Raw genomic sequence first — 19,388 nt, forward strand, 5'->3', positions numbered from 1 at the left:
CCTAGTTTTAAACAATTGATTTAATTGTGAGGGTAATTGGCTATTTTTTCAAAGAAAAAATAGCCAATTAAGTTGGATTAAGCCTTTTCTAACTCTTCAGCCAGAAGTTTCGACTCATCACCTCTTGGTTTAGTAAAGCGAGCTAAACCAAGGTAAATAACAGGCGTTAAATAGAGGGTAAATAACACAGCCAGTGCTAAACCGCCAAATACTACCCAACCAATGGCGTTACGAGCCTCAGCCCCTGCGCCGGTAGATAAAATAAGAGGTAATGCACCCAATAAAGTTGAAACCAGTGTCATCGCTATTGGGCGAAGACGAACTAATGCGGCCTCTTCTACCGCCACTCTAACCGAGCGGCCTTGGTCACGTAATTGGTCGGCAAACTCCACCAGCAAGATGGCATTTTTAGCAATTAGACCAATCAGCATCACTAAACCAATTTGCGAGTAAATGTTTAATGATGTACCTGTTAGATATAACGCTAAAATTGCAGATGTAATACCAAATGGTACTGTGATCATCACAACAATTGCACTATTCACACTTTCAAATTGCGCTGCCAATACCAGAAGAACAATTAAAAAGGCCAGAACATAGGTCACTAATACTTCATTGGCGGTTTCTTCAAAGGTTAATGCCTCACCTTTAAACGCTAAGCTGATGCCAGCAGGCAGAGATTGCTCTGAAATATCACGGATTTTTGTAACCAGCTCAGCAATAGTTACGCCCTCAGGCATTTCCATACTCAGTTCAATAGCACGGCGCTGCGCGTGGCGCTCAAGCTCTGCTGCAACACCTTCTTCAGTAATCGTTGCCACACTACTCAAGGGCACTAATTGACCATTACGGCCACCAACATACAAGTTAGCTAAATCGCTCGGGTTTGTGATGGTTTGGTTTTGTGCTTGCAACATAATCGGGATTGATTGGTCACCAATGTTTAAATCGGCGATATCATCACCATTGATTGCAGCACGTAACGTTACTGATATATCACTAAGCGATACGCCTAGCTCTTCAGCACGACGTCTATCAATATTAACCCGTAATTGTGGCTGTGACGGCTGATATGAAATACGCACAGGGGCCACTTCTGGCACTGCTTTTTCAATTTCAGCAGAGAAATCTTGCGCGGCTTTAAATATCTCGAGGTAGTCTTGGCCCAATAAGGCAAGCTCAATACCACCGCCTTGACCACGCAAGTTCAAACTATTTGAACCACCTGGGTAACCAGCCGCACCAGGAATATTACCTAAAGGCTCACGTATTTTATTGATAATTTCTTGCTGACTAAAATGACGTTCGTCCCAATGTTTTAGTGGCACAGTGATAAATACAATATTTGGATCCCACTGCCCAACCACAGTGTAAATAGACTCAATATCACCACTTTCTACATACGGCAATAAGATATCTTCCATTTGCACCGCTTGCCTGTCCATAAAATTCAGGCCAACACCATCAGGACCACGAGCAAAAATACGAATTTTACCGCGATCTTCTGTTGGTAATAACTCGTTATCTAAATTGAAATACAGTGCCCCAGAGCCTGCAGCAACCAACAAGCATGCAAAGAAAGTAAGCCATGCATGTTCAAGTACACCGTGTATTGTGCGCTTATAAACAGCGGCTAACACATGGCCAACTTTTGCAAATGGATGAAAACCGCCCTGCTTTAATTTCAGTTTTGATGTCAGCGCAGGGACCAAAGACAGCGCTACAAAACTTGATATGATAACGGCGCCAGCTAATACACCACCAAACTCTCTAAATAGTCGTCCTGCTGTTGATGGTAAAAAGGCAATAGGCACAAACACCGCAGCTAATACGGCGGTTGTTGCCACAACAGCAAAGAATACTTCACGGGTACCAACCACTGCAGCTGCACGGCGACCAAGACCTAAGCCCCGCTGACGTTGTATGTTTTCACTAACCACAATGGCATCATCTACTATTAGGCCAGTAGCTAACACGAGTGCAAGCAAGGTAAGAATATTAATTGAGAAACCAAGCGCCCAAATAAGTGCTAAAGAGCCAATTAATGCAACAGGTATCGCAAATGCAGGAACCAGCGTTGCGCGCCATGAGCCAATAAACACCCACAGTGTGATCACCACTAGTAGCACGGTTAGTAAAAGTGAATTAATAACTTCATCAACTGAGCTTCTGATAAACTGCGCATCGTCAGAGGTTAAAGTAAATTCCATTTCAGGAAAACGCACTCGCATACGTTCGATTAAAGTTAGCACTTCATCTGAAATTTCAATGGTATTAGATTGCGCCTGACGAATAATTTCCATGCCAATCACAGGTGTACCATTAAGCCTTACGAATGAACGCGGATCAGCTGGACCAAAGTAAACAGCCGCAACATCGCCAATACGGGTATCGTCTCGTACAATGATATCGGCTACTTGTTCTGCAGAGATTGACGTTGCATCAGCACGAACGATTACCTGTTGGTCGTTTGATTTTAAACTACCCGCAGGTACATCAAAAGGAGCCTGACGAAGTACGTTGGCAATATCTGGTACGGTAAGGTTAAAGCTACTTAGCTTAAGTGGGTCGATGCGCACTCTAAGAACCCGTTCACGGTCGCCATTTAAGCGAACATCGGCAACCCCTGGAATGGTTAAAAACTGCGGGGCTAAGTCAACATCAACACGCTCTGTCAACGCCTCAAGGGATAAGCTATCACTTGATACCGTTAACGATACAACCGCTTCGGCATCATTATCGGCTTTAATAATTGATACCCGTTCAACTTCTTCGGGTAATTCTCGCTGCACACGGGCTACCGATTCGCGTGTTTCGTTTGCAGCATCATCTAGATTAACACCGGGGCGAAACTCAACCACGATACGAGCATTGTTTTCTTCACTTTGCGCACGAATCGACTTTACACCACTTACCCTCGCAACCGCCCCTTCGAGCTTACTAGTTACTTCGGTATCTACAGTCTCCGGTGAACCACCCGGAAAAGACGCTGATACAGTAATACGTGGTCTATCAACATCAGGAAGCTCACGTACTTCAACACCTGCTATTGCAGCGATACCGGCAATAATAATGAGTAAGTTAAGTACCACAATTAAAACAGGGCGACGTATCGCCATTGATGGCAAGTCTTCCATCATAGGTTGCTGTTTCATCATTACTCCTTGGCTAGCTGCACTTCATTGATGAAATTAAGCTCTTGATTAGGTCTTAGGCGCTGAACGCCTTCTGTCACCAATAAGTCACCTTCGTTTAAGCCACCAGAGACTAGTAAACGCCCTGCTAAACGCTGCTCAATTTTAACATCAACGCGTGTGGCTTTTTTATCGACACTCTTCCATACGTAAGGGCCTGCTGCCCCCCACATCATGGCTGCTTCGGGTACTACAGCAAGCTCTTCACCTAGAATATTTATGTGCACACGAAAGCTCATACCCGGCATAAATTGCTGAGCATTATTGTCAAGTTTGGCTTTTGTTCTGAGTGTGCGGGTTTGCGCATTGATACGCGAATCAAGCTCTGCCACCTTAGCCGTGTAAGCTTTATCGCCTAACCAAGGCACTACTTCGACCGAAGATTTTTGTTTAAGCACTGAGATAGCGGCTTCTGGGGCATTAAAATTGATATAAAGCTCAGAAATATCATCGATAGTGGCAATGGCTGTTTGGGTTGTGATCCTATCGCCTACTTCGACGTCAGTTAAACCCATAACACCACTGAACGGAGCACGAACTTCGCGGTCTTCACGCTCTGTTTTCGCTTGCATTAACTGGACTTTTGCAAGCTCATAAAGTGTTTTCGCATCATCTAAATCACTTTGTGGCACCGCACCACGGGCGTGGCTTTCTTCAAGCCTTTTCATGGTGCGCTCAGCATCTTTTAAGGTAATTTCAGCTTCGATCAACGCTGCTTTTTGTCTACGTGAATCAAGCTCTAACAGTAAGTCACCTTTGGCAACGTTATCGCCTGGTTTAAAGTAAACAGCGGTGACTCTGTCCCCAACTGCTGGGTAAAGAGTGACTGAGTGAATCGCTTCTGCATTACCCACTGCTTTTATCTGTTGTTTAGACTTTTCAACAGACACTGATTCTACAACTACATTAGCCGCCTCAGCGACGGAAACACAACTAATACAGGCAATTAAAGTCCATGTATGTAATTTGCCAATTGTCAAAATTTCACCTAAATAAGAATCGTTTTAATTGTTACGAAGTGTAACAGCTTTGTGATCAATAAAAAGCTGACTTCGTTTAATAAACAATTAGCCAAGGTGAAATAAACTCATACATCGCCTGTGTTTTCTAATTAGAAACGACAATGTGATGAATCGACCTCTTTTAAGTGTGCTTCGCTTGCAATGGTTACCTCCAGACAATAAGAACCATCACTTATATGTTCTTTTTGAATAGGCATAAAAAAACCCCAGACAATGCTGGGGTTTCTATCAATTCATAAAGCTAACAATTACTGTTGGCGCTGTGCTTCTTTTTGTGCTTTTTTAGCTTCTTTACGCTTACGAAGAACTTCTTGCGCTTCGTTACCGATGTGCCCTTCGCCACGCGCTTGTGCTAACTCGATTTGCTTTTGACGCTCAGCAAAACGAGCACGTTGCTCTTCTGTTAGGCTGTCGTGACAGTGATGACACGATACACCCTCCATGTATTCAGGCTTTTGCTTTTCTTCTTCAGTGATAGGCATACGACATGCGTGACATTGGTCGTAAGAGCCTTTTTGTAAATCGTGATTTACCGCTACACGGTTATCAAATACAAAACACTCACCTTCCCACATGGTTTCTTCTTTTGGTACTTCTTCTAAGTACTTAAGAATACCGCCTTCAAGGTGGAATACTTCGTCAAAGCCTTGCTCTTTCATGTACGCAGTTGATTTTTCACAGCGAATACCACCGGTACAGAACATAGCGACTTTTTTGTGCTTTGCTGGGTCTAGGTTTTCTTTCGCCCATGCTGGGAATTCGCGGAATGTCTTCGTGTTTGGATCAACGGCATTTTGGAAAGTACCGATCTCGATTTCGTAATCGTTACGCGTATCGATAAGAATCACTTCAGGATCTGAAATTAATGCATTCCAATCAGCTGGTTTTACGTATGTACCCACTACTTCACGTGGATCGATACCTTCAACACCCATAGTTACGATTTCTTTTTTCAGTTTTACCTTAGTACGGTAGAACGGGCATTCATCATCATATGACTCTTTAGTCACAATGTTGTCTAGGTTTGGTTGTGAATCTAACCATGCAAGTAGGTTATCGATACCTTCACGTTTAGCAGAAACAGTACCGTTGATACCTTCAGCCGCAAGTAACAAAGTACCGCGTACTTCATTGTCTTCCATTACTTTTAGTAGTGGTTGGCGAATCGCTTCAAAATCAGGAAGGGCTACAAACTTGTAAAGTGCGCAAACAACAAAGTGCTCGCTAGTTACATTGTCTTTATGAACAGCAGTCATGGTTTTACCTTTTGCTTTAAATGCCCATGTGGGGCGTTAACCGAATCGCAAATCCGGCGCATTGAGGGCGCGTATTTTACGCGAATTAGCGATAATTGCAAAAACTGATGCGAATTAGCTGTGTTTTTACTGTCTCCTAGTGAGGCAAGTGCGTTATAATGAACGGGATTTACAAATTTTGCTCATCGGAGATTACGCATTGCAATTTACTGAACTTGGGATTGATACACGCCTCGAAAAACAACTCGCGCATCAAGGCATCACCCAGCCCACTGACATTCAAGCTCACGCGGTACCAACAGCTATCGCAGGCCATGATATTTTTGCACAGTCAAAAACAGGATCGGGCAAAACGCTGGCGTTTTTATTACCTGCTGTACAGCGTGTAATGAAACAAAAAGCACTCAGTAAACGCGACCCTCGCGTTTTAATCGTTGCACCTACCCGCGAATTAGCAACCCAAGTGTACAGCCAATTAAGGCTATTAATTGCCGGTACAAACATTAGTGCTGTAAAAGTACTGGGTGGTGAAAACTTTAATGACCAAATTAAAGCACTGCGCAAAGACCCTCATTTTGTAGTAGGTACACCAGGGCGTTTAGCTGACCATTTGAGTCAACGCTCATTACAGCTTTCAGGCTTAGAGCTGTTAATTTTTGATGAAGCTGACCGTATCTTAGATTTAGGCTTTACCGATCAAGTTAAAATGATTAACGAGCTTGCTGATCACCGTTTACGCCAAACGTTATTGTTTTCAGCAACCCTTGACCATGCACAAGTTGATGCCCTGTCACGTAACCTTTTACGTTCACCAAAACAAATATTGTTAAGTGCCTCTAACGAGCAACATAGTGACATTACTCAGCAGCTTTATTTAGCTGATCATCTAGATCACAAAGAAGCCCTACTTGAGCACTTTGTAAAACAAGACAATGTTGGCCAATGCATTATTTTCACCGCAACACGTATAGATACTCAACGTTTAAGCCAGCTATTAAACGATAAAGGCTTTAAAGCGCAAGCGCTTGCGGGTGACTTAACACAGGCAAAGCGCCTTGAAATTATGGATGCCTTTAGCCGTGAAAACTTTAAAATCTTAATCACCACCGATGTTGCATCACGTGGTCTTGATTTATTAAGCGTGACCCACGTAATTAACTTTGACCTACCAAAGCATGTTGAAGAATATGTGCACCGTATTGGTCGTACTGGTCGCGCAGGCTTTAAAGGAACTGCTATTTCATTAGTGGGCCCGAAAGATTGGCCAAGCTACAAAGCAATTAAAGCATTTTTAAATGATGAATTAAGCTTTTTCACCGTTGACGGCCTTGTTGGTAAATTTAAAGGTCTGCGCGAGAAAAAACCAAACACAGTTTGGAAAAAAGCAGAGAAAAAAGTGGCTGCAAAACCTGCAAAACCAAAACGCAAAGCAGCCCCTAAAAAGCCTAAAGCCCCTATTCAAGCACCAATTGATGTAGATGGTTTTGCTCCAATGCGCCGTAAGAAAAAGCCAGAACAGGAATAACAATGAGTATTTTAGGAACCACACAAACCCTTTTCGTTAACGAAATGTCTAACGAAGGTGCTTATTTAGATGGCCGTGATTTGGGCGAAGTATTCTTACCAAGCAAAGAAATTGATTACGAACTAGAAGCTGGCGACAGCGTTCAAGTATTCATTTACCTAGATCACGCAGGTCACCCAACCGGCACCACAAAAAAACCATTGGCTGAGGTAGGCGAATTTGCCCTACTACGCGTTAAAGCAATCAATAGCACCGGTGCGTTTATGGATTGGGGCCTTGAAAAAGACGTACTTGCGCCATACAACGAACAAAAGCCAAAAATGAAAGACGGCTTTTCTTATCTTGTACGTTTATACCTAGATAATGCCAGCCAACGTATTTGTGCATCGAGCAACTTTAATAAATTTTTATCGAAAGAAGCACCAACTTACTCAGTAATGGAAGAAGTTGACTTAATCGTTGCCGGTAAAACAGACCTTGGCTACAAAGTACTTGTAAACGAAGCCCACATTGGCGTTGTTTACTACAACACAGTATTTAAAAAGCTGTTTGTGGGCCAACGCTTAAAAGGCTTTATTCAAAAAGTACGTGAAGACGGTAAAATCGACGTACTACTTGAAAAGCCAGGTATGGGTAAAGTAAACGACTTAGGCGAAAAAATATTAGCTAAATTAAAAGCCGAAGGCGGCGTACTTCACCTAGGTGATAAGTCAGACCCTGAAGCAATTAAAAAGACTTTCTCAACCAGTAAAGCAAACTACAAAAAAGCCATTGGTGGTTTGTTTAAGCAAGGTTTAATCGAGATTGAAGCGACGTCGGTTAGATTGAAGTAAGTTGCGAGTTGCGAGTTGCGAGTTGCGAGTTGCGAGTTGCGAGTCAACAAGATATTGAATTATCTGAAAGAGTAAGGTGAAAGCTTTACTCTTTTTTTATTCTTATTGGTTTATAGCTTTAACGTACGGGTGCTATAAGTTTTCTAACGTTATTTTGAGTACTATTCATTTAAAAGTGGAAGTCGGTATTGTTCCAAAACCAACATTTCCGGATTAACTCATTACTGCCCCAAAATGATTTAACGTAAATACTCTAAGGTCGCCTTTGAGCGATCACCTGACACTGAAAAAGTTAAATTTATTCCTGTTTAGATGAGTTGTCTCCTAATTTTTCTCGATAACATTATTAACCACCACTTTGGGGCAAAATAACATGCTTAATTCCTAGCTGTTTTAATTATCTGTTTACAAAGGTAATTATTGGTGAAATTATCAGGGTATGTAATACACGCCGTTTTGGTGTGCTTATAACCCACACAAAGTGTTGTTCAATAAGATGTTATGTGATTGGGCAGAGCTGAGAGTATGCCGAAAATGAATAATCCAGAAATAAAATCACTGTTTAAATACAAACCATTAAATAATTTTACTTTAGACATTATCGCAAATAATAGGATTTATTATCCAAAGCCAGAATCATTTAATGATCCATTTGATACACAGTGCTCCTTTAAGAACTCGTCAGCTATAATTGAATCTAACGATCAGGATAAAATCAAAAAAGCGTTTCCTAATGAAGATCCAAATGAGGTTCTTGCTTACACAAGAAAAGACCTAACAGGTGACATTGATTCCTTTAAAAAGGAACTTAAAGATTTTGGTATTTTATCCTTAGCGAAGATGAAAAAGATATACTAATGTGGTCTCACTATGCTGATGACCACAAAGGAGTTTGTATCGAGTTCGAGAGAAATGATTCAAATGAACTCGGTAATTCAAAAGTTACTAGAAAGGTTGCATATACTAAAAATTATCCATCAATGAACGTTAAATCACTTCTTTCAAAGGATGGTCATGAAAAGTCTTTGATGCGTGTTTTATATACAAAGTCTGAGCAATGGAGTTATGAAAGAGAGTGGCGAACCTTTCAGGCTGATGGTGGAAAAGTTTATCCTATTCCGGGAGAAATATTATCAATAACGTTTGGGGCTCGCGCATCTGATTTGGATATAGATATTATAAAAAAACTTGTTGGTCATTCTATACCGTTATATAAAGCACAACTTAAAGAAAATGAATTCCGTATCAAGCTGAAGAAAATCACATAAAAAGCTTAGTTAGCTGGAGCGTTACAACTCTATGAGGTATGGATTCGAAATTAAATATTATCTCTGGAGTTTTTCAGCTAAGTCGATGTGCCCTAGATCACTTATGATATTTGGGCTTATAGGAAAGCTTTACCACTTAATGCTTAGGTGAAATACAATTTTATCTGCCCAATAAAACTACTATAGTTGAGCGTCAGCTGCTGGCACTTTGAAGTAGTTCAGCTTTGAGCTATAACAGTACAGTGGTAAATTATGGTGTATTAAATCGATTTTTTTGACCCAATTGGCTTTAATAACCAAAGAGCTGGCTTTAGTGTGGCAATGGGCCTGCTATAGCGCGTGAATTGAACGTGTAATGGAAAGAGTATGAAAGCGTATCAAAAGGACATAATCTCACTTATAGATGAGTGTCGTAAAGATGCACACTTTTTGAAAATGATGAGCCCACTTGTTGATTGGCGAAGCATGGTAGTTAAAGATGGGGTGGCTAAAAAGCCGCTTAAATTAATGGATGCGTTATTAGCGAGTTATCCTAACTTAGTAAACAGATTGTGGGGAACGTCAACATGTCGCACTACAATATCCCCGTTTGATGTGGCTAAGTGGCTTTGTAAGAAAGCGAATGAGATAGATGCTAAGCAAGCGTTTAAATATTTTCTTGATTTTGCCGATAACCAAACAGTTCCTTTGCATCTTATTTCACTGTTGGAAGGCGTTTATCCTGATCAAACATATTATTTTGATGATAATACGCGTATTTGTGGGTTTGAAGCGCTCCCAGATGGGGTTAAAAACAGGATTAATAGGGATTGGTATGATATCAGTCGTGATTACCCTGGGGATAAGCCTGCTTTTATCGTAACCACAGTTCGTCAAAATATGTTTGATGCTCATGATTATGACGATGTGGCTCATGATGAAAGAAGATCACTTTACGATATTTTAGAATCACATACCTTGAAGGCAAATTTCTTGTCGCTCTTTACAAAGGAATATGGTGCGTGTATTACGAGTAATAGAATGCTTTTTGACGATACAGTGCCATGCTCTGGCTTTATTGATGTGAACATTATAAGCGCACTGCAGTTGCTACGTCCTTTTTGCAATGATGATTTGTATTTTGATGATAAAGACACGTTGAAGAACGTGTTTAGCAAGTACAACGCGTTAAATAGTAAAACCAAAGGGGCAATTGAATTGGCGCTTAAACGTAAATCGTCTTCTATGAATTCTCATGACCTTGTTGATAAGGCAGTTGATTTAGGGATGTGTGCTGAATCAATTCTAACGAAGAGTGAAAGTTCAGAACAGCTGTCGTTACAAGTACGATTACTTGGTGCCAAGCTTTCTTCAGATAACTACAAGGAGCGAGAAGTGAATTATAACTACTTAAAAGCCTTCTACAACATTCGCTCGTCTGCTGTCCATAATGCGAAGGTTAAAGATGTCGTTCCGGTAAGGGATGTTGGAAAGGAGGTACCCTCACGGGATGTCCTCAATAAAGCATCACGCATATTATCTAACTGTATTCTTAAAGTAATTCATTTAAGTGGTTTGAATGACTTTGAGAAAGAGCTCTACATGCTGAAATAGTTATTTTGGTTTATGACTTGAACCTGTTTAAATTTTAATTATTGGAAATGATCAAATAGTTGTTTTTTTGTCGACCAGATTTGATTTTGGTGGTACGTGTAGAGGTTCGCTGTATCGCTTAATAGGAAACTTAGTTTTGTTTAAAGGGAGATGTAAGTGAAGCTAAAGGAGTCAAACCTTGACCACAGACATTATAACCCCTGACCGTCTTCAATTGGTACAAAGCCGTCCTTTGGCTCTAACTCATTATGCCCATAATTGAGTTAACGTAATTACTCTAAGGTCGGCTTTGAGCGATCAGACACAGTGTTATTCATCTAATGCTATTGGCTCTACTCCATAAACCTGATATTCCACATAACTTTAATGTCATCGCTGTGTAAATACACAGCTATATCGTTGTGCTTCCATAGTCAAGAAAATGAGCTACGAGCTAATATTCTTTTTATGAATACCTTAGGCGTCAATAAAAATATTATAGTTGGCAATGCACTACGTTATTTGTTAAAAATAAATTCATTAATACATGCGTGAAACATCGGCACAAAGATGCGCGGCGAGCGCACTAGAAAATTGTTAGGGCACTATGTGATTCCTCACCATATTTTTAATCGTCGCTATTGCAGGCTGCTCTTCTAGCCTAAAGTCATAGATGATGCTGACTCCAGTGAAGGTATTGTAATAATGAGCCGAAATGCAGAGATAATATTGACAAAAGTAGCCTCATATCCTTCTAGAAGTTATTCATTTTATTTTGAAGAAATTAATAAGTTTTCGGGTAAATATTGTGGCAGCAATTATGAAGTTACTCTGAGAGATGACATGATTGTTGACATTAACTACGAATGTCAGTCTGGTGGTTGCGGAGAGACACTAAATCAAGCATATGTTTTTTAAATAACATGCCCTAACAAGGCCTTAAAGTCGGATTCGTAACAGTTGGCTCGGTTCCGCTTCGCTTCACAGTTTAGCCAACTATTACTCACCGCTTAGGGCGGCGTTAGCAATTTAATTTAGCATTTAAAAAATCTTTTAACCCCTTTTGGTGTGTTCGAACGTTATTAAAAAACAATAATTAAAATTTCAGGAAAATATGAACAATAAAGTCTTTAAACCCCTCATCGTTAGCTCACTCGTTCTATGCAATTATGTCAGCGCTGCAGATTGTCATGATGTGTCACAAAATATTGCCAAACAACTTGAAGATAACTACGTCATTGAAAATACAGCAACAAGGTTAGCTCAGTTAATACGTTCGCAAGTATTTTTATCTGGTTGTGAACGTCAAAAGTCATCTGAAGATATTGCTGAATTTATGACCTTGGAATTAAACAAGATTGCAAATGATAAACATCTTTCTGTTGTTTATGATCCAAATTGGGTTAGTGAATTGAAAGACTATCGTTCGTCAGCACAAACTGAGGCGTTTGCTGATAGTCGTGTCATGGAGACTCCTATAGACAACTATGGTTTTAAAAAGGTTGAATTGCTTGATGGCAATATTGGTTACCTCGATATAAGAGCTTTCTCTGACAGTCACTTAGGAGGTGAGACGCTTGAAAATGCGATGAAATTTTTACAGCATGCCGATGGTATCATTATTGATTTAAGGAACAATTATGGCGGTAGTCCATTTATGGTGACTTCCTTAGCAAGTTACTTCTTTGACCTAGATACAGTCCATTTATCAACTTTTGAAAGCCGTGAAAACGGTGTGTTAACTCAAACGCAAGATTGGACTTCGCCATATGTACCTGGTCCTAGGTTTAAAGATACTCCACTTTATATCCTCACCAGCAGTAATTCTGCATCCGCTGCAGAAGGCTTTAGCTATTCAATGCAAAGTTTGAATAGAGCAACCATTGTTGGAGAGGTAACTGCTGGCGCCGCTCATGGTAGAAGTACTGAAATAGTAAATAATGATTATATTCTCACTTTACCATCCACACGACCTGTAGATCCAAGAACAAATGACAACTGGGAAAGAAAGGGGGTGAAACCAAATATTGAAACAAGTAGTGATAATGCATTTTATGTTGCTTATGCAGAGGTGCTTAATTCCTTAATCAAAAGTAATAGTAAAAACCTTGGTTTGCATCAATGGGTCTATCCATTGGTTAAAGCAAAATCGAGCCAATACCAGCCAAGTCAGAGTGATTTCAATCAGATAGTAGGTACGTTTGGAGAGCGCAAGATATTCCAAAAAAGTGGTAAACTCTTTTATCAATATTCAAATGATCCGGCGTTTGAAATTGAGTTACTTGATAAAAAGACCATTGTTTTTAAAGCGTTTACTGAAGCAAGACTGCAAGCAATATATAAAAATAAGCAAGTCATTGCATTGAAAATGCTCTCTTTGGGTGAGGATGAAAGAGTGTTTCAGAGAACGATGTAAAAATTGCTAACAAGGCTGTTAACACGGACAAAAAATATTTGGCTTTGATTGTACCTAACAAAATTCTAGCCAACTATTTTAGCTGGTTACAACGGCGTGAAGATCCGCTTTTGGCACAGAGTCATCCTTCGGCGCTAAATTGTTTCTGTCCATCGGCGAGTTAAAATATAGCTCGCCTTTGCCCCAAAACGAGCTAGCGAAAATGCTTAAAATCAGTTATTAATAACTCAGATTGCGGCTCCTAAACGAGTAAAAATATAATTGCTTATTAAGGCAAATTTAGGTGTAATGAGTACATAATAAGCGCTGAGCAATGCAGGGAAAGCATACATAACACTAGCTAAGCTGATTAAATTAGCTACGAAAGTGAGAACCACCAAAAAGCAAATTCCCATAGCATAAACAACACCAACTCTGTCACACCAAGCAGGTAGCGGCTCAGTCCAACAAGCGATTATGCAACACAGACTGCGTGTCGCATAAATACTAAAATGTTAGTGTTTAAGGAGAATAAATGAAATCTGCGTGGTTGCTTTTTAGTCTTTTTGTTCCAGTGGTTGTTTTTGCCAAGCCTAGTTTCGTCACGGTAAATGGATATGATGTCGAATACGAGATGTCTGGTAATGGCAAACATACCGTATTCTTAGAGGCTGGAGGTTCAGCAGGTTTATCTGATTGGGACCCTATTTTCAAAAGTCTTGCCAAAAACACTCGTGTCATTCGTTACTCTCGGATTGGAAACGGTGGCTCAGAGCACGTTGTGAAGAATTATAGCTCTGAGGAGTATGCTGAAGAGGCCCGTTTAGTTCTTGAAGCTCTTCACATTAAAAAACCAGTAGTTTATGTGGCCCATTCATATGGCGCTTACATCGCTAGACGCTTTGCTGCTACCTATCCTGAATGGGTTTCCGGGTTAATGCTAGTTGAGCCAGCTTCAGAACATGATGTTGATATTATGAGAAGAATTGATCTTACTAAAGCAGAAAAAGAAATTGCTCAAGTGAAACTGGACGATATGAAAAACGGAATGTCTAACCAATACCTAGATTTCTGGGCTAAACGACCACTGCCCAGTTATCCTGAAATACAGGACATTCCTGTAACAGTCATTGCATCAATAAAAAAATATGAAAATCCTCCATTACTCTTTTTTACAGATGAAGCTCGGGAAATGTGGGGAGAATTACACTCTGAATGGGCATACGCATTTCCACAAGGAAAGGCTGTATTAACAAACAAGAGTTACCATTTCCCACAGAAAGATGAGCCAGATATGGTCGTTCAGGAAGTCTTCGACTTGTTGGGGAGAATTAATCACTAACAAGTGCAGTCAGCGGATTCGCTTCGCTCTCCGCTGCTGCAAGCGTTGGTACTCAGGTGAAAGTGAGGTTAAATTGAAGCGTAGTGTTCAGTTTAAAATATATTTGGGTTTGTTATTGTTATGTATCATAGGCTTCCAATTCCAAGTGACTACCGTTGATGACTTCTTTGTTAACCCCGTTTATATCGGTGGCATGGTGCTTGCTATTCTATTAGTAATTAAAGCGTTGGGTTATACCTGCCAAAAATGCTCACGAAATCAAATTGTACAAGGCTTTTTCAAATATCGTTTACCAACGTCAAAGTGTTACAACTGCGGTCACGATATTGATCAACATCGCACTTAACAAAACAAATTAAATGGTGAACAAAAAACAGTTAGCTACCTCACAAATTATAGCCAACTATTTTTTACCGTTTATTTGCGGCGTTATCTTTCGAAGTGCTAAATGGTTTCTGTCCAAAAACGAGTTGGCTCGATCATCAGATTCTCGCTTGTAGATAACCTAGAGTATTTTTCAAATTGCCAACAAACAAAAAGAGCATTGTATAACGCGCGATATAAATCACGCATACAATGCTCTTTAAAGACTATTTTAAAATAACGAGGTTATTTTAGTTAATCGTTAATTTCTTTTAGTGTTGCAACTGGGTCTGCCGGTTGGGTGATTGGGCGGCCTAAAACTAAATAGTCGCTGCCATCTTCAACGGTTTCTCCTAAAACCTTAATTAGAAGATTACTATTTTTTCAATAGCAAAATAAGTTTATAAGTAGCATCACATGGGCAATATACTAATTCGAACTTACCGCAAATAGTACTCTGACTATCTATCAGTTTATTACTCAAGCCCACCGTTATACATTAGCTTCTTATACATATTGGAATTGATGGGCAATATACAAAATAACAGCTGCGGCTAGCCAACACAATAAAGCCAGTCCTATGTTTTTAAAAGCCTCTTTTTTATGTGAAATCGCAATTGAATTGAAAAAATTATTAGTTAGAAATAAAAATGAGAAACATCTAACAAGCAATGGATGAGAACAATTTTCTAATGATTTACTAAACTCAGAGACTGAATTAACAGAAAAAATTACAAACCAATAAGGAATGGAATTACTAAAATTGCGAGAAGAAATTTTTCCATGTCCTAATATTTTCCTTACGAATAACCTTGAAGCATATTCACTGCCACGGCCGAGCTTAATATTTGTGATACAACCCGTGCTATAACGCCCCAATAAGGGGAAATTTATAGTTTGCTAAATAAAATAGTTGAGCGGGGCGAAAACAGTACACTGTAAATTTCCATCTTGATTGGCTTGTTATGTGCTTGCTATATCCCTAGTTAACATTTGATAAATACTAATTAAATAAGTGACAACGATAACACAAGAGATAGCTAAAATACTGCTGTTAGGAAATAAATACCAAGCTGCTACAATTAAAATGCTTCTTAACACAGCATGTATTAAGCCAACAGGATGGTTAACGATCCAAGAATAGACTACCCAATGAAGTCCTAAGCCAACGCCTAAACTCAAAGGAACAAATTCAGGTGCATTAAAAAGTAATGGTATATGGACAGCCCAAAGAAGATTAACCATAATTATGCATAAGCCCATTAGTTTTGCTAAAGGGTTAGATGAGGAAACTAAGTTCTCTTTTCTAAATTTAGCAATTAATAAAGCTATAGGAAAAATACCGCCTGTTGCAAAAAGTAGAATATATATAGAAATATTTGCGCTAAATTGTGTACTTAAAAGCCCAACTAAACCCCAAATAATGGCTCCAGCAACCGGCATTGAAATAGATCTGTTTGAAGATTGTTCAAATTCTTTTCTATATCCATCTAATGTCAAAATACTTTCTCCTCGCTTGAGTTATGCTCAGACTTATTAAAGCACATAACAACATTTTACCAAAAATACCGATAAACACTCGCAAGTGATTACCCTAATCTAAGTAAATATATATTTAAATTTATAATAACATTATCAACTTACTAACTTCTGAGATGGGTGGCAATAAAAATTCGTCACCCCAATACCGAGAATTTACTTAATCGAGAATCAATATTTTTTATTAAACGAGAATAGCAGAGCAAAATAGATTAAAAGTCAGTTACTTAATTTTAAAAAAAGGTAAAGCGAAAATTCAAGAGTTTTACATACCGAGAATAAGGCATGTAATTTAACTACCATGAATTATGACAGTTAAAAAATACAGTGTTTAACTAATTTATAAAAACTCATTATTTGCAAATGATCAAAATGGAATACGTATTTACCCTCATAAGTTTTCCACCTTGCACAAAAAAATCTTACATCGAGCCAAAGCCGAGACATTAACACGCTTAATATGCTTTCTTTCGCTAACTTAAGCTAGCCAAACAAAAAGAGCCTTGTATCTAACGCGATATAAATCACGCTTACAATGCTCTTTAAAGGCTTTTTAAAATAACGAGGATTATTTTAGTGAGTCGTTAATGTCTTTTAGTGTTGCAACTGGGTCTGCCGATTGGGTGATTGGGCGGCCTACAACTAAATAGTCGCTGCCATCTTCAACTGCTTGTTTTGGTGTCATGATGCGTTTTTGGTCGCCTGCATCGCTGCCTGCAGGGCGAATACCAGGAGTAACCAGTTTAAAGTCTGCGCCAAGTTCTGCTTTTAGCTTTTTCGCTTCTTGTGCTGAGCACACTACCCCGTCAAGGCCTGATTCTTTGGCAAGCTTTGCTAGGTAAATCACTTGCTCTTCAGGTGTTTTATCTACACCTAAACGAGTAAGCTCTGCGGCATCCATACTGGTTAGTACAGTTACTGCAATCAGTAACGGTGCGTCATCACCAAACTGCTCTAAAGCTTGTTTTGCTTTGGTCATCATTTCAACGCCGCCAGAGGCATGCACGTTAACCATCCATACACCCATTTTTGCAGCTGCTGTTACGGCTTTAGCCACTGTGTTTGGAATATCATGAAATTTTAGGTCTAAGAATACATCAAAACCTAAGTCGATTAGTTCCTTAACAAAGCTAGGACCAAAATACGTGAACATTTCTTTGCCTACTTTAAGGCGACACGTATCAGGCGATAATTGCTTTACAAACGCAAGAGCTGTTTGTTGATCATCATAATCAAGGGCAATTAATACTTTTTTTGAATCTTCGACAGACATAACTTTCCTAAAAACTAATGGACTAATATGAATTAAAAACCGTCTATGCCACGGCTTGGAACAATTGTTTCCCAGTGCTTACAAGATGGACATACCCAATAAATGGTATGACTGGTAAAGCCACAGTGTTGGCACTGAAAATCAGGTTTAGTTGCGATATAAGACGTTACGAGCTTATCAATTTGATCGAGTACATCTTTAATATCGTTGTTTTGTTTGGCAAGTAGCTGTAATAAAAAGCTAAAGCCACGAATAGTCGGATGACGCTTTAAACTATCCGTTAAAAATTTAATTGCTTGCTCGATGTGCCCTTGCTCAAGTAAAGCTTGGCAGTGTTTTATTTTTATTAATACACCACCTTTATCTAGCAGTTCATTCAGTAATTCGTAAAACTGATGCGTTAAATTAAGCTTTTGATAGCTCAGTGCTAATTCTTCAATAAATACCGGCGCAAAAAACGTGAATTGGCTAATAAGCTCGCGCCAATAGTAAATTGCTTTTACATAATCTTCTTTAGTGAAAGCACTGTGGCCAAGCTCATACAATGGGCGAATAGCTTTGTGGTTTAAGCTAATAGCTTTACGCATAATTTGCGTATCATTGTCTTGTAAAGCTGCTTCACAGTAAAAATTGGCAATTGCTTTTACATGCTGAGGTTTAGTGAACAACTCACTGTGGGCCTCGTACATGTTAATGCCCTTTTCCCATTCACGTGTTTGTGAATAGAGATTAATAATTGGCTCTAACGCTTCTTTATAACCTGCCTTAACAAGCCATACTAAATGCTCTTCTGCACCATCTAACAAGCCTGCCATTATATAGTCTTCAGCGAGCTCTAAGCGGCTGGTTGCAGCTTGTTGCTCATCAAGACTTGGGTGTTTTAATAGCAGCTCATGAATTTTAATAGCGCGGTCAAGTTCGCCACGGCGGCGGAACATAGTGGCTAGCGTTGAATAGTGTTCAACTGAATCAGCGGCAACTTCGAGTAGATTAATAAGGTGTTCTAAGCCTTGGTCTTCTTCTCTGTCTAAGAGAAATTTAAGGCCTTTAGAATATTCAGAGGTAATTTGGCGATTAAGCTGATGAGCTTGGTTTTTAGCGCTGTTTTTACCCATTATCCAACCGTAACCGGCTGCAACGGGTAAAAGTAAAAACAGAAGCTCAATCATGATTAGGTGTCTTTATTAGCAACAAGCTTTTTATTGTTTTTTTCAGGCGCTAATTTCTTTTTTAAGCGATAATTTTGCCACTTTAACTGAGAAAACAGTGTAAAGCTTATAAAACAACCAATTGCGACACCTAAAATAAAGCAGATACTTATTACAACAGCTAGGGGCAAAGTATTACTCGCGATTAAATAATTGATTTGCACCAATTGTGGATTCTGTGAACCAAGTACAAACGCAATAAATAAACACAGCGCAATTAATACAATTTTTAATACCCTAAACAAGTAACTACTCCTGTATAAAACTAGGCAATACTCGCATTTACGCGGTCACGTAATTCTTTACCTGGTTTAAAATGTGGTACGTGCTTACCGTCTAACTCAACTGTTTCGCCAGTCTTTGGATTACGACCTGTGCGAGGAGAACGATAATGCAATGAGAAACTTCCAAAGCCACGGATCTCGATGCGATCTGAGCTAGATAATGAGCCGGCCATTTGTTCAAGAATTTCTTTAACAGCATTTTCAACATCTTTCACAGGGATGTGTGCGTGTTGCTCGGCAAGTTGTTCTATCAATTCTGACTTAGTCATAGCGTTTCCTTAAAGAGTGGTAAAGGAAGGGCAAAACTGCCCTTC

17 protein-coding genes and 1 pseudogene are annotated in these 19,388 nt (G+C 39.5%); 9 read left to right on the top strand and 9 right to left on the bottom strand.

All coding sequences use genetic code 11. The features are described 5' to 3' along the window. Positions 1-77 precede the first annotated feature (77 nt). The 3 genes from IMPJCBKJ_RS10500 to IMPJCBKJ_RS10510 form a co-directional block, all read right to left on the bottom strand. Positions 78-3,155 (bottom strand): efflux RND transporter permease subunit, encoded by a 3,078-nt coding sequence (locus IMPJCBKJ_RS10500; protein WP_206004193.1) that lies wholly within the window; start codon positions 3,153-3,155, stop codon positions 78-80. Positions 3,156-3,157: 2 nt separating this feature from the next. Further along, positions 3,158-4,168 (bottom strand): efflux RND transporter periplasmic adaptor subunit, encoded by a 1,011-nt coding sequence (locus tag IMPJCBKJ_RS10505; protein ID WP_249364126.1) that lies wholly within the window; start codon positions 4,166-4,168, stop codon positions 3,158-3,160. A 296-nt stretch (positions 4,169-4,464) separates the two neighbouring features. After that, positions 4,465-5,472: a rhodanese-related sulfurtransferase gene (locus IMPJCBKJ_RS10510; RefSeq protein WP_166340207.1), complete on the bottom strand. Its 1,008-nt coding sequence runs from the start codon at positions 5,470-5,472 to the stop codon at positions 4,465-4,467. A gap of 199 nt (positions 5,473-5,671) precedes the next feature. Here IMPJCBKJ_RS10510 and IMPJCBKJ_RS10515 point away from each other — a divergent pair, with 199 nt between their 5' ends. The 9 genes from IMPJCBKJ_RS10515 (at position 5,672) to IMPJCBKJ_RS10555 (ending at position 14,753) form a co-directional block, all read left to right on the top strand. After that, the gene (locus IMPJCBKJ_RS10515) at positions 5,672-6,997 is read left to right on the top strand and encodes a DEAD/DEAH box helicase (protein WP_166340426.1); all 1,326 of its coding nucleotides are present in this window, start codon (positions 5,672-5,674) and stop codon (positions 6,995-6,997) included. Between the two features lie 2 nt (positions 6,998-6,999). Continuing rightward, positions 7,000-7,830 carry a S1-like domain-containing RNA-binding protein gene (locus IMPJCBKJ_RS10520; protein WP_166340209.1) on the top strand — a complete coding sequence of 277 codons (831 nt, stop codon included), beginning with the start codon at positions 7,000-7,002 and terminating at the stop codon, positions 7,828-7,830. 534 nt (positions 7,831-8,364) lie between these two features. After that, on the top strand, positions 8,365-8,688 hold the full coding sequence (locus IMPJCBKJ_RS10525) for a hypothetical protein (protein ID WP_166340211.1): 324 nt from the start codon (positions 8,365-8,367) through the stop codon (positions 8,686-8,688). Beyond that, the gene (locus tag IMPJCBKJ_RS10530; RefSeq protein ID WP_166340213.1) at positions 8,688-9,098 is read left to right on the top strand and encodes a DUF2971 domain-containing protein; all 411 of its coding nucleotides are present in this window, start codon (positions 8,688-8,690) and stop codon (positions 9,096-9,098) included. The genes IMPJCBKJ_RS10525 and IMPJCBKJ_RS10530 overlap by 1 nt, the downstream gene beginning before the upstream one ends. 366 nt (positions 9,099-9,464) lie before the next feature. Then, positions 9,465-10,691: a HEPN domain-containing protein gene (locus IMPJCBKJ_RS10535; RefSeq protein WP_166340215.1), complete on the top strand. Its 1,227-nt coding sequence runs from the start codon at positions 9,465-9,467 to the stop codon at positions 10,689-10,691. Between the two features lie 684 nt (positions 10,692-11,375). After that, positions 11,376-11,588 (top strand): hypothetical protein, encoded by a 213-nt coding sequence (locus IMPJCBKJ_RS10540; protein ID WP_166340217.1) that lies wholly within the window; start codon positions 11,376-11,378, stop codon positions 11,586-11,588. Between the two features lie 196 nt (positions 11,589-11,784). Then, on the top strand, positions 11,785-13,086 hold the full coding sequence (locus IMPJCBKJ_RS10545; protein WP_166340219.1) for a S41 family peptidase: 1,302 nt from the start codon (positions 11,785-11,787) through the stop codon (positions 13,084-13,086). 514 nt (positions 13,087-13,600) lie between these two features. Then, positions 13,601-14,407, top strand: a complete 807-nt coding sequence (locus IMPJCBKJ_RS10550) for an alpha/beta hydrolase (protein WP_166340221.1) — start codon at positions 13,601-13,603, stop codon at positions 14,405-14,407. 73 nt (positions 14,408-14,480) lie between these two features. Further along, the gene (locus IMPJCBKJ_RS10555; protein WP_166340223.1) at positions 14,481-14,753 is read left to right on the top strand and encodes a hypothetical protein; all 273 of its coding nucleotides are present in this window, start codon (positions 14,481-14,483) and stop codon (positions 14,751-14,753) included. A 272-nt stretch (positions 14,754-15,025) separates the two neighbouring features. Here the strand turns inward: IMPJCBKJ_RS10555 and IMPJCBKJ_RS20705 are convergent. The 6 genes and pseudogenes from IMPJCBKJ_RS20705 to ihfB all read right to left on the bottom strand — a co-directional run. Then, positions 15,026-15,121: pseudogene (locus IMPJCBKJ_RS20705) on the bottom strand (orotidine-5'-phosphate decarboxylase); the annotation flags it as partial. A gap of 612 nt (positions 15,122-15,733) precedes the next feature. Further along, entirely contained in the window at positions 15,734-16,270 is a 537-nt protein-coding gene (locus IMPJCBKJ_RS10565; RefSeq protein WP_166340225.1) for a hypothetical protein, read from the bottom strand. 607 nt (positions 16,271-16,877) lie between these two features. Continuing rightward, complete coding sequence (gene pyrF / locus IMPJCBKJ_RS10570) at positions 16,878-17,582, bottom strand: orotidine-5'-phosphate decarboxylase (protein ID WP_166340227.1); 705 nt, start codon at positions 17,580-17,582, stop codon at positions 16,878-16,880. A 32-nt stretch (positions 17,583-17,614) separates the two neighbouring features. Beyond that, a complete protein-coding gene (lapB, locus tag IMPJCBKJ_RS10575) occupies positions 17,615-18,751 on the bottom strand; it encodes a lipopolysaccharide assembly protein LapB (protein WP_058585078.1) in 1,137 nt (378 codons plus the stop codon). A 2-nt stretch (positions 18,752-18,753) separates the two neighbouring features. Then, a complete protein-coding gene (locus tag IMPJCBKJ_RS10580; RefSeq protein WP_054551349.1) occupies positions 18,754-19,035 on the bottom strand; it encodes a LapA family protein in 282 nt (93 codons plus the stop codon). Between the two features lie 20 nt (positions 19,036-19,055). Further along, positions 19,056-19,343, bottom strand: coding sequence for an integration host factor subunit beta (gene ihfB, locus IMPJCBKJ_RS10585; RefSeq protein ID WP_036968575.1), 288 nt, complete (start codon positions 19,341-19,343; stop codon positions 19,056-19,058). Positions 19,344-19,388: the final 45 nt, after the last annotated feature.

Origin of the sequence: Pseudoalteromonas sp. MB47 (genome assembly GCF_011319765.1) — a bacterium.
Taxonomy (GTDB): domain Bacteria; phylum Pseudomonadota; class Gammaproteobacteria; order Enterobacterales; family Alteromonadaceae; genus Pseudoalteromonas; species Pseudoalteromonas simplex.

What these genes read in the sequence shown, in the direction of transcription:
- IMPJCBKJ_RS10550 (WP_166340221.1), top strand. Translation starts at nt 13,601, where the DNA reads ATGAAATCTGCGTGGTTGCTTTTTAGTCTTTTTGTTCCAGTGGTTGTT.
- lapB (WP_058585078.1), bottom strand. Translation starts at nt 18,751, where the DNA reads ATGATTGAGCTTCTGTTTTTACTTTTACCCGTTGCAGCCGGTTACGGT.
- IMPJCBKJ_RS10540 (WP_166340217.1), top strand. Translation starts at nt 11,376, where the DNA reads ATGAGCCGAAATGCAGAGATAATATTGACAAAAGTAGCCTCATATCCT.
- IMPJCBKJ_RS10525 (WP_166340211.1), top strand. Translation starts at nt 8,365, where the DNA reads ATGAATAATCCAGAAATAAAATCACTGTTTAAATACAAACCATTAAAT.
- IMPJCBKJ_RS10520 (WP_166340209.1), top strand. Translation starts at nt 7,000, where the DNA reads ATGAGTATTTTAGGAACCACACAAACCCTTTTCGTTAACGAAATGTCT.
- IMPJCBKJ_RS10500 (WP_206004193.1), bottom strand. Translation starts at nt 3,155, where the DNA reads ATGAAACAGCAACCTATGATGGAAGACTTGCCATCAATGGCGATACGT.
- ihfB (WP_036968575.1), bottom strand. Translation starts at nt 19,343, where the DNA reads ATGACTAAGTCAGAATTGATAGAACAACTTGCCGAGCAACACGCACAC.
- IMPJCBKJ_RS10545 (WP_166340219.1), top strand. Translation starts at nt 11,785, where the DNA reads ATGAACAATAAAGTCTTTAAACCCCTCATCGTTAGCTCACTCGTTCTA.
- IMPJCBKJ_RS10530 (WP_166340213.1), top strand. Translation starts at nt 8,688, where the DNA reads ATGTGGTCTCACTATGCTGATGACCACAAAGGAGTTTGTATCGAGTTC.
- IMPJCBKJ_RS10510 (WP_166340207.1), bottom strand. Translation starts at nt 5,472, where the DNA reads ATGACTGCTGTTCATAAAGACAATGTAACTAGCGAGCACTTTGTTGTT.
- IMPJCBKJ_RS10535 (WP_166340215.1), top strand. Translation starts at nt 9,465, where the DNA reads ATGAAAGCGTATCAAAAGGACATAATCTCACTTATAGATGAGTGTCGT.
- pyrF (WP_166340227.1), bottom strand. Translation starts at nt 17,582, where the DNA reads ATGTCTGTCGAAGATTCAAAAAAAGTATTAATTGCCCTTGATTATGAT.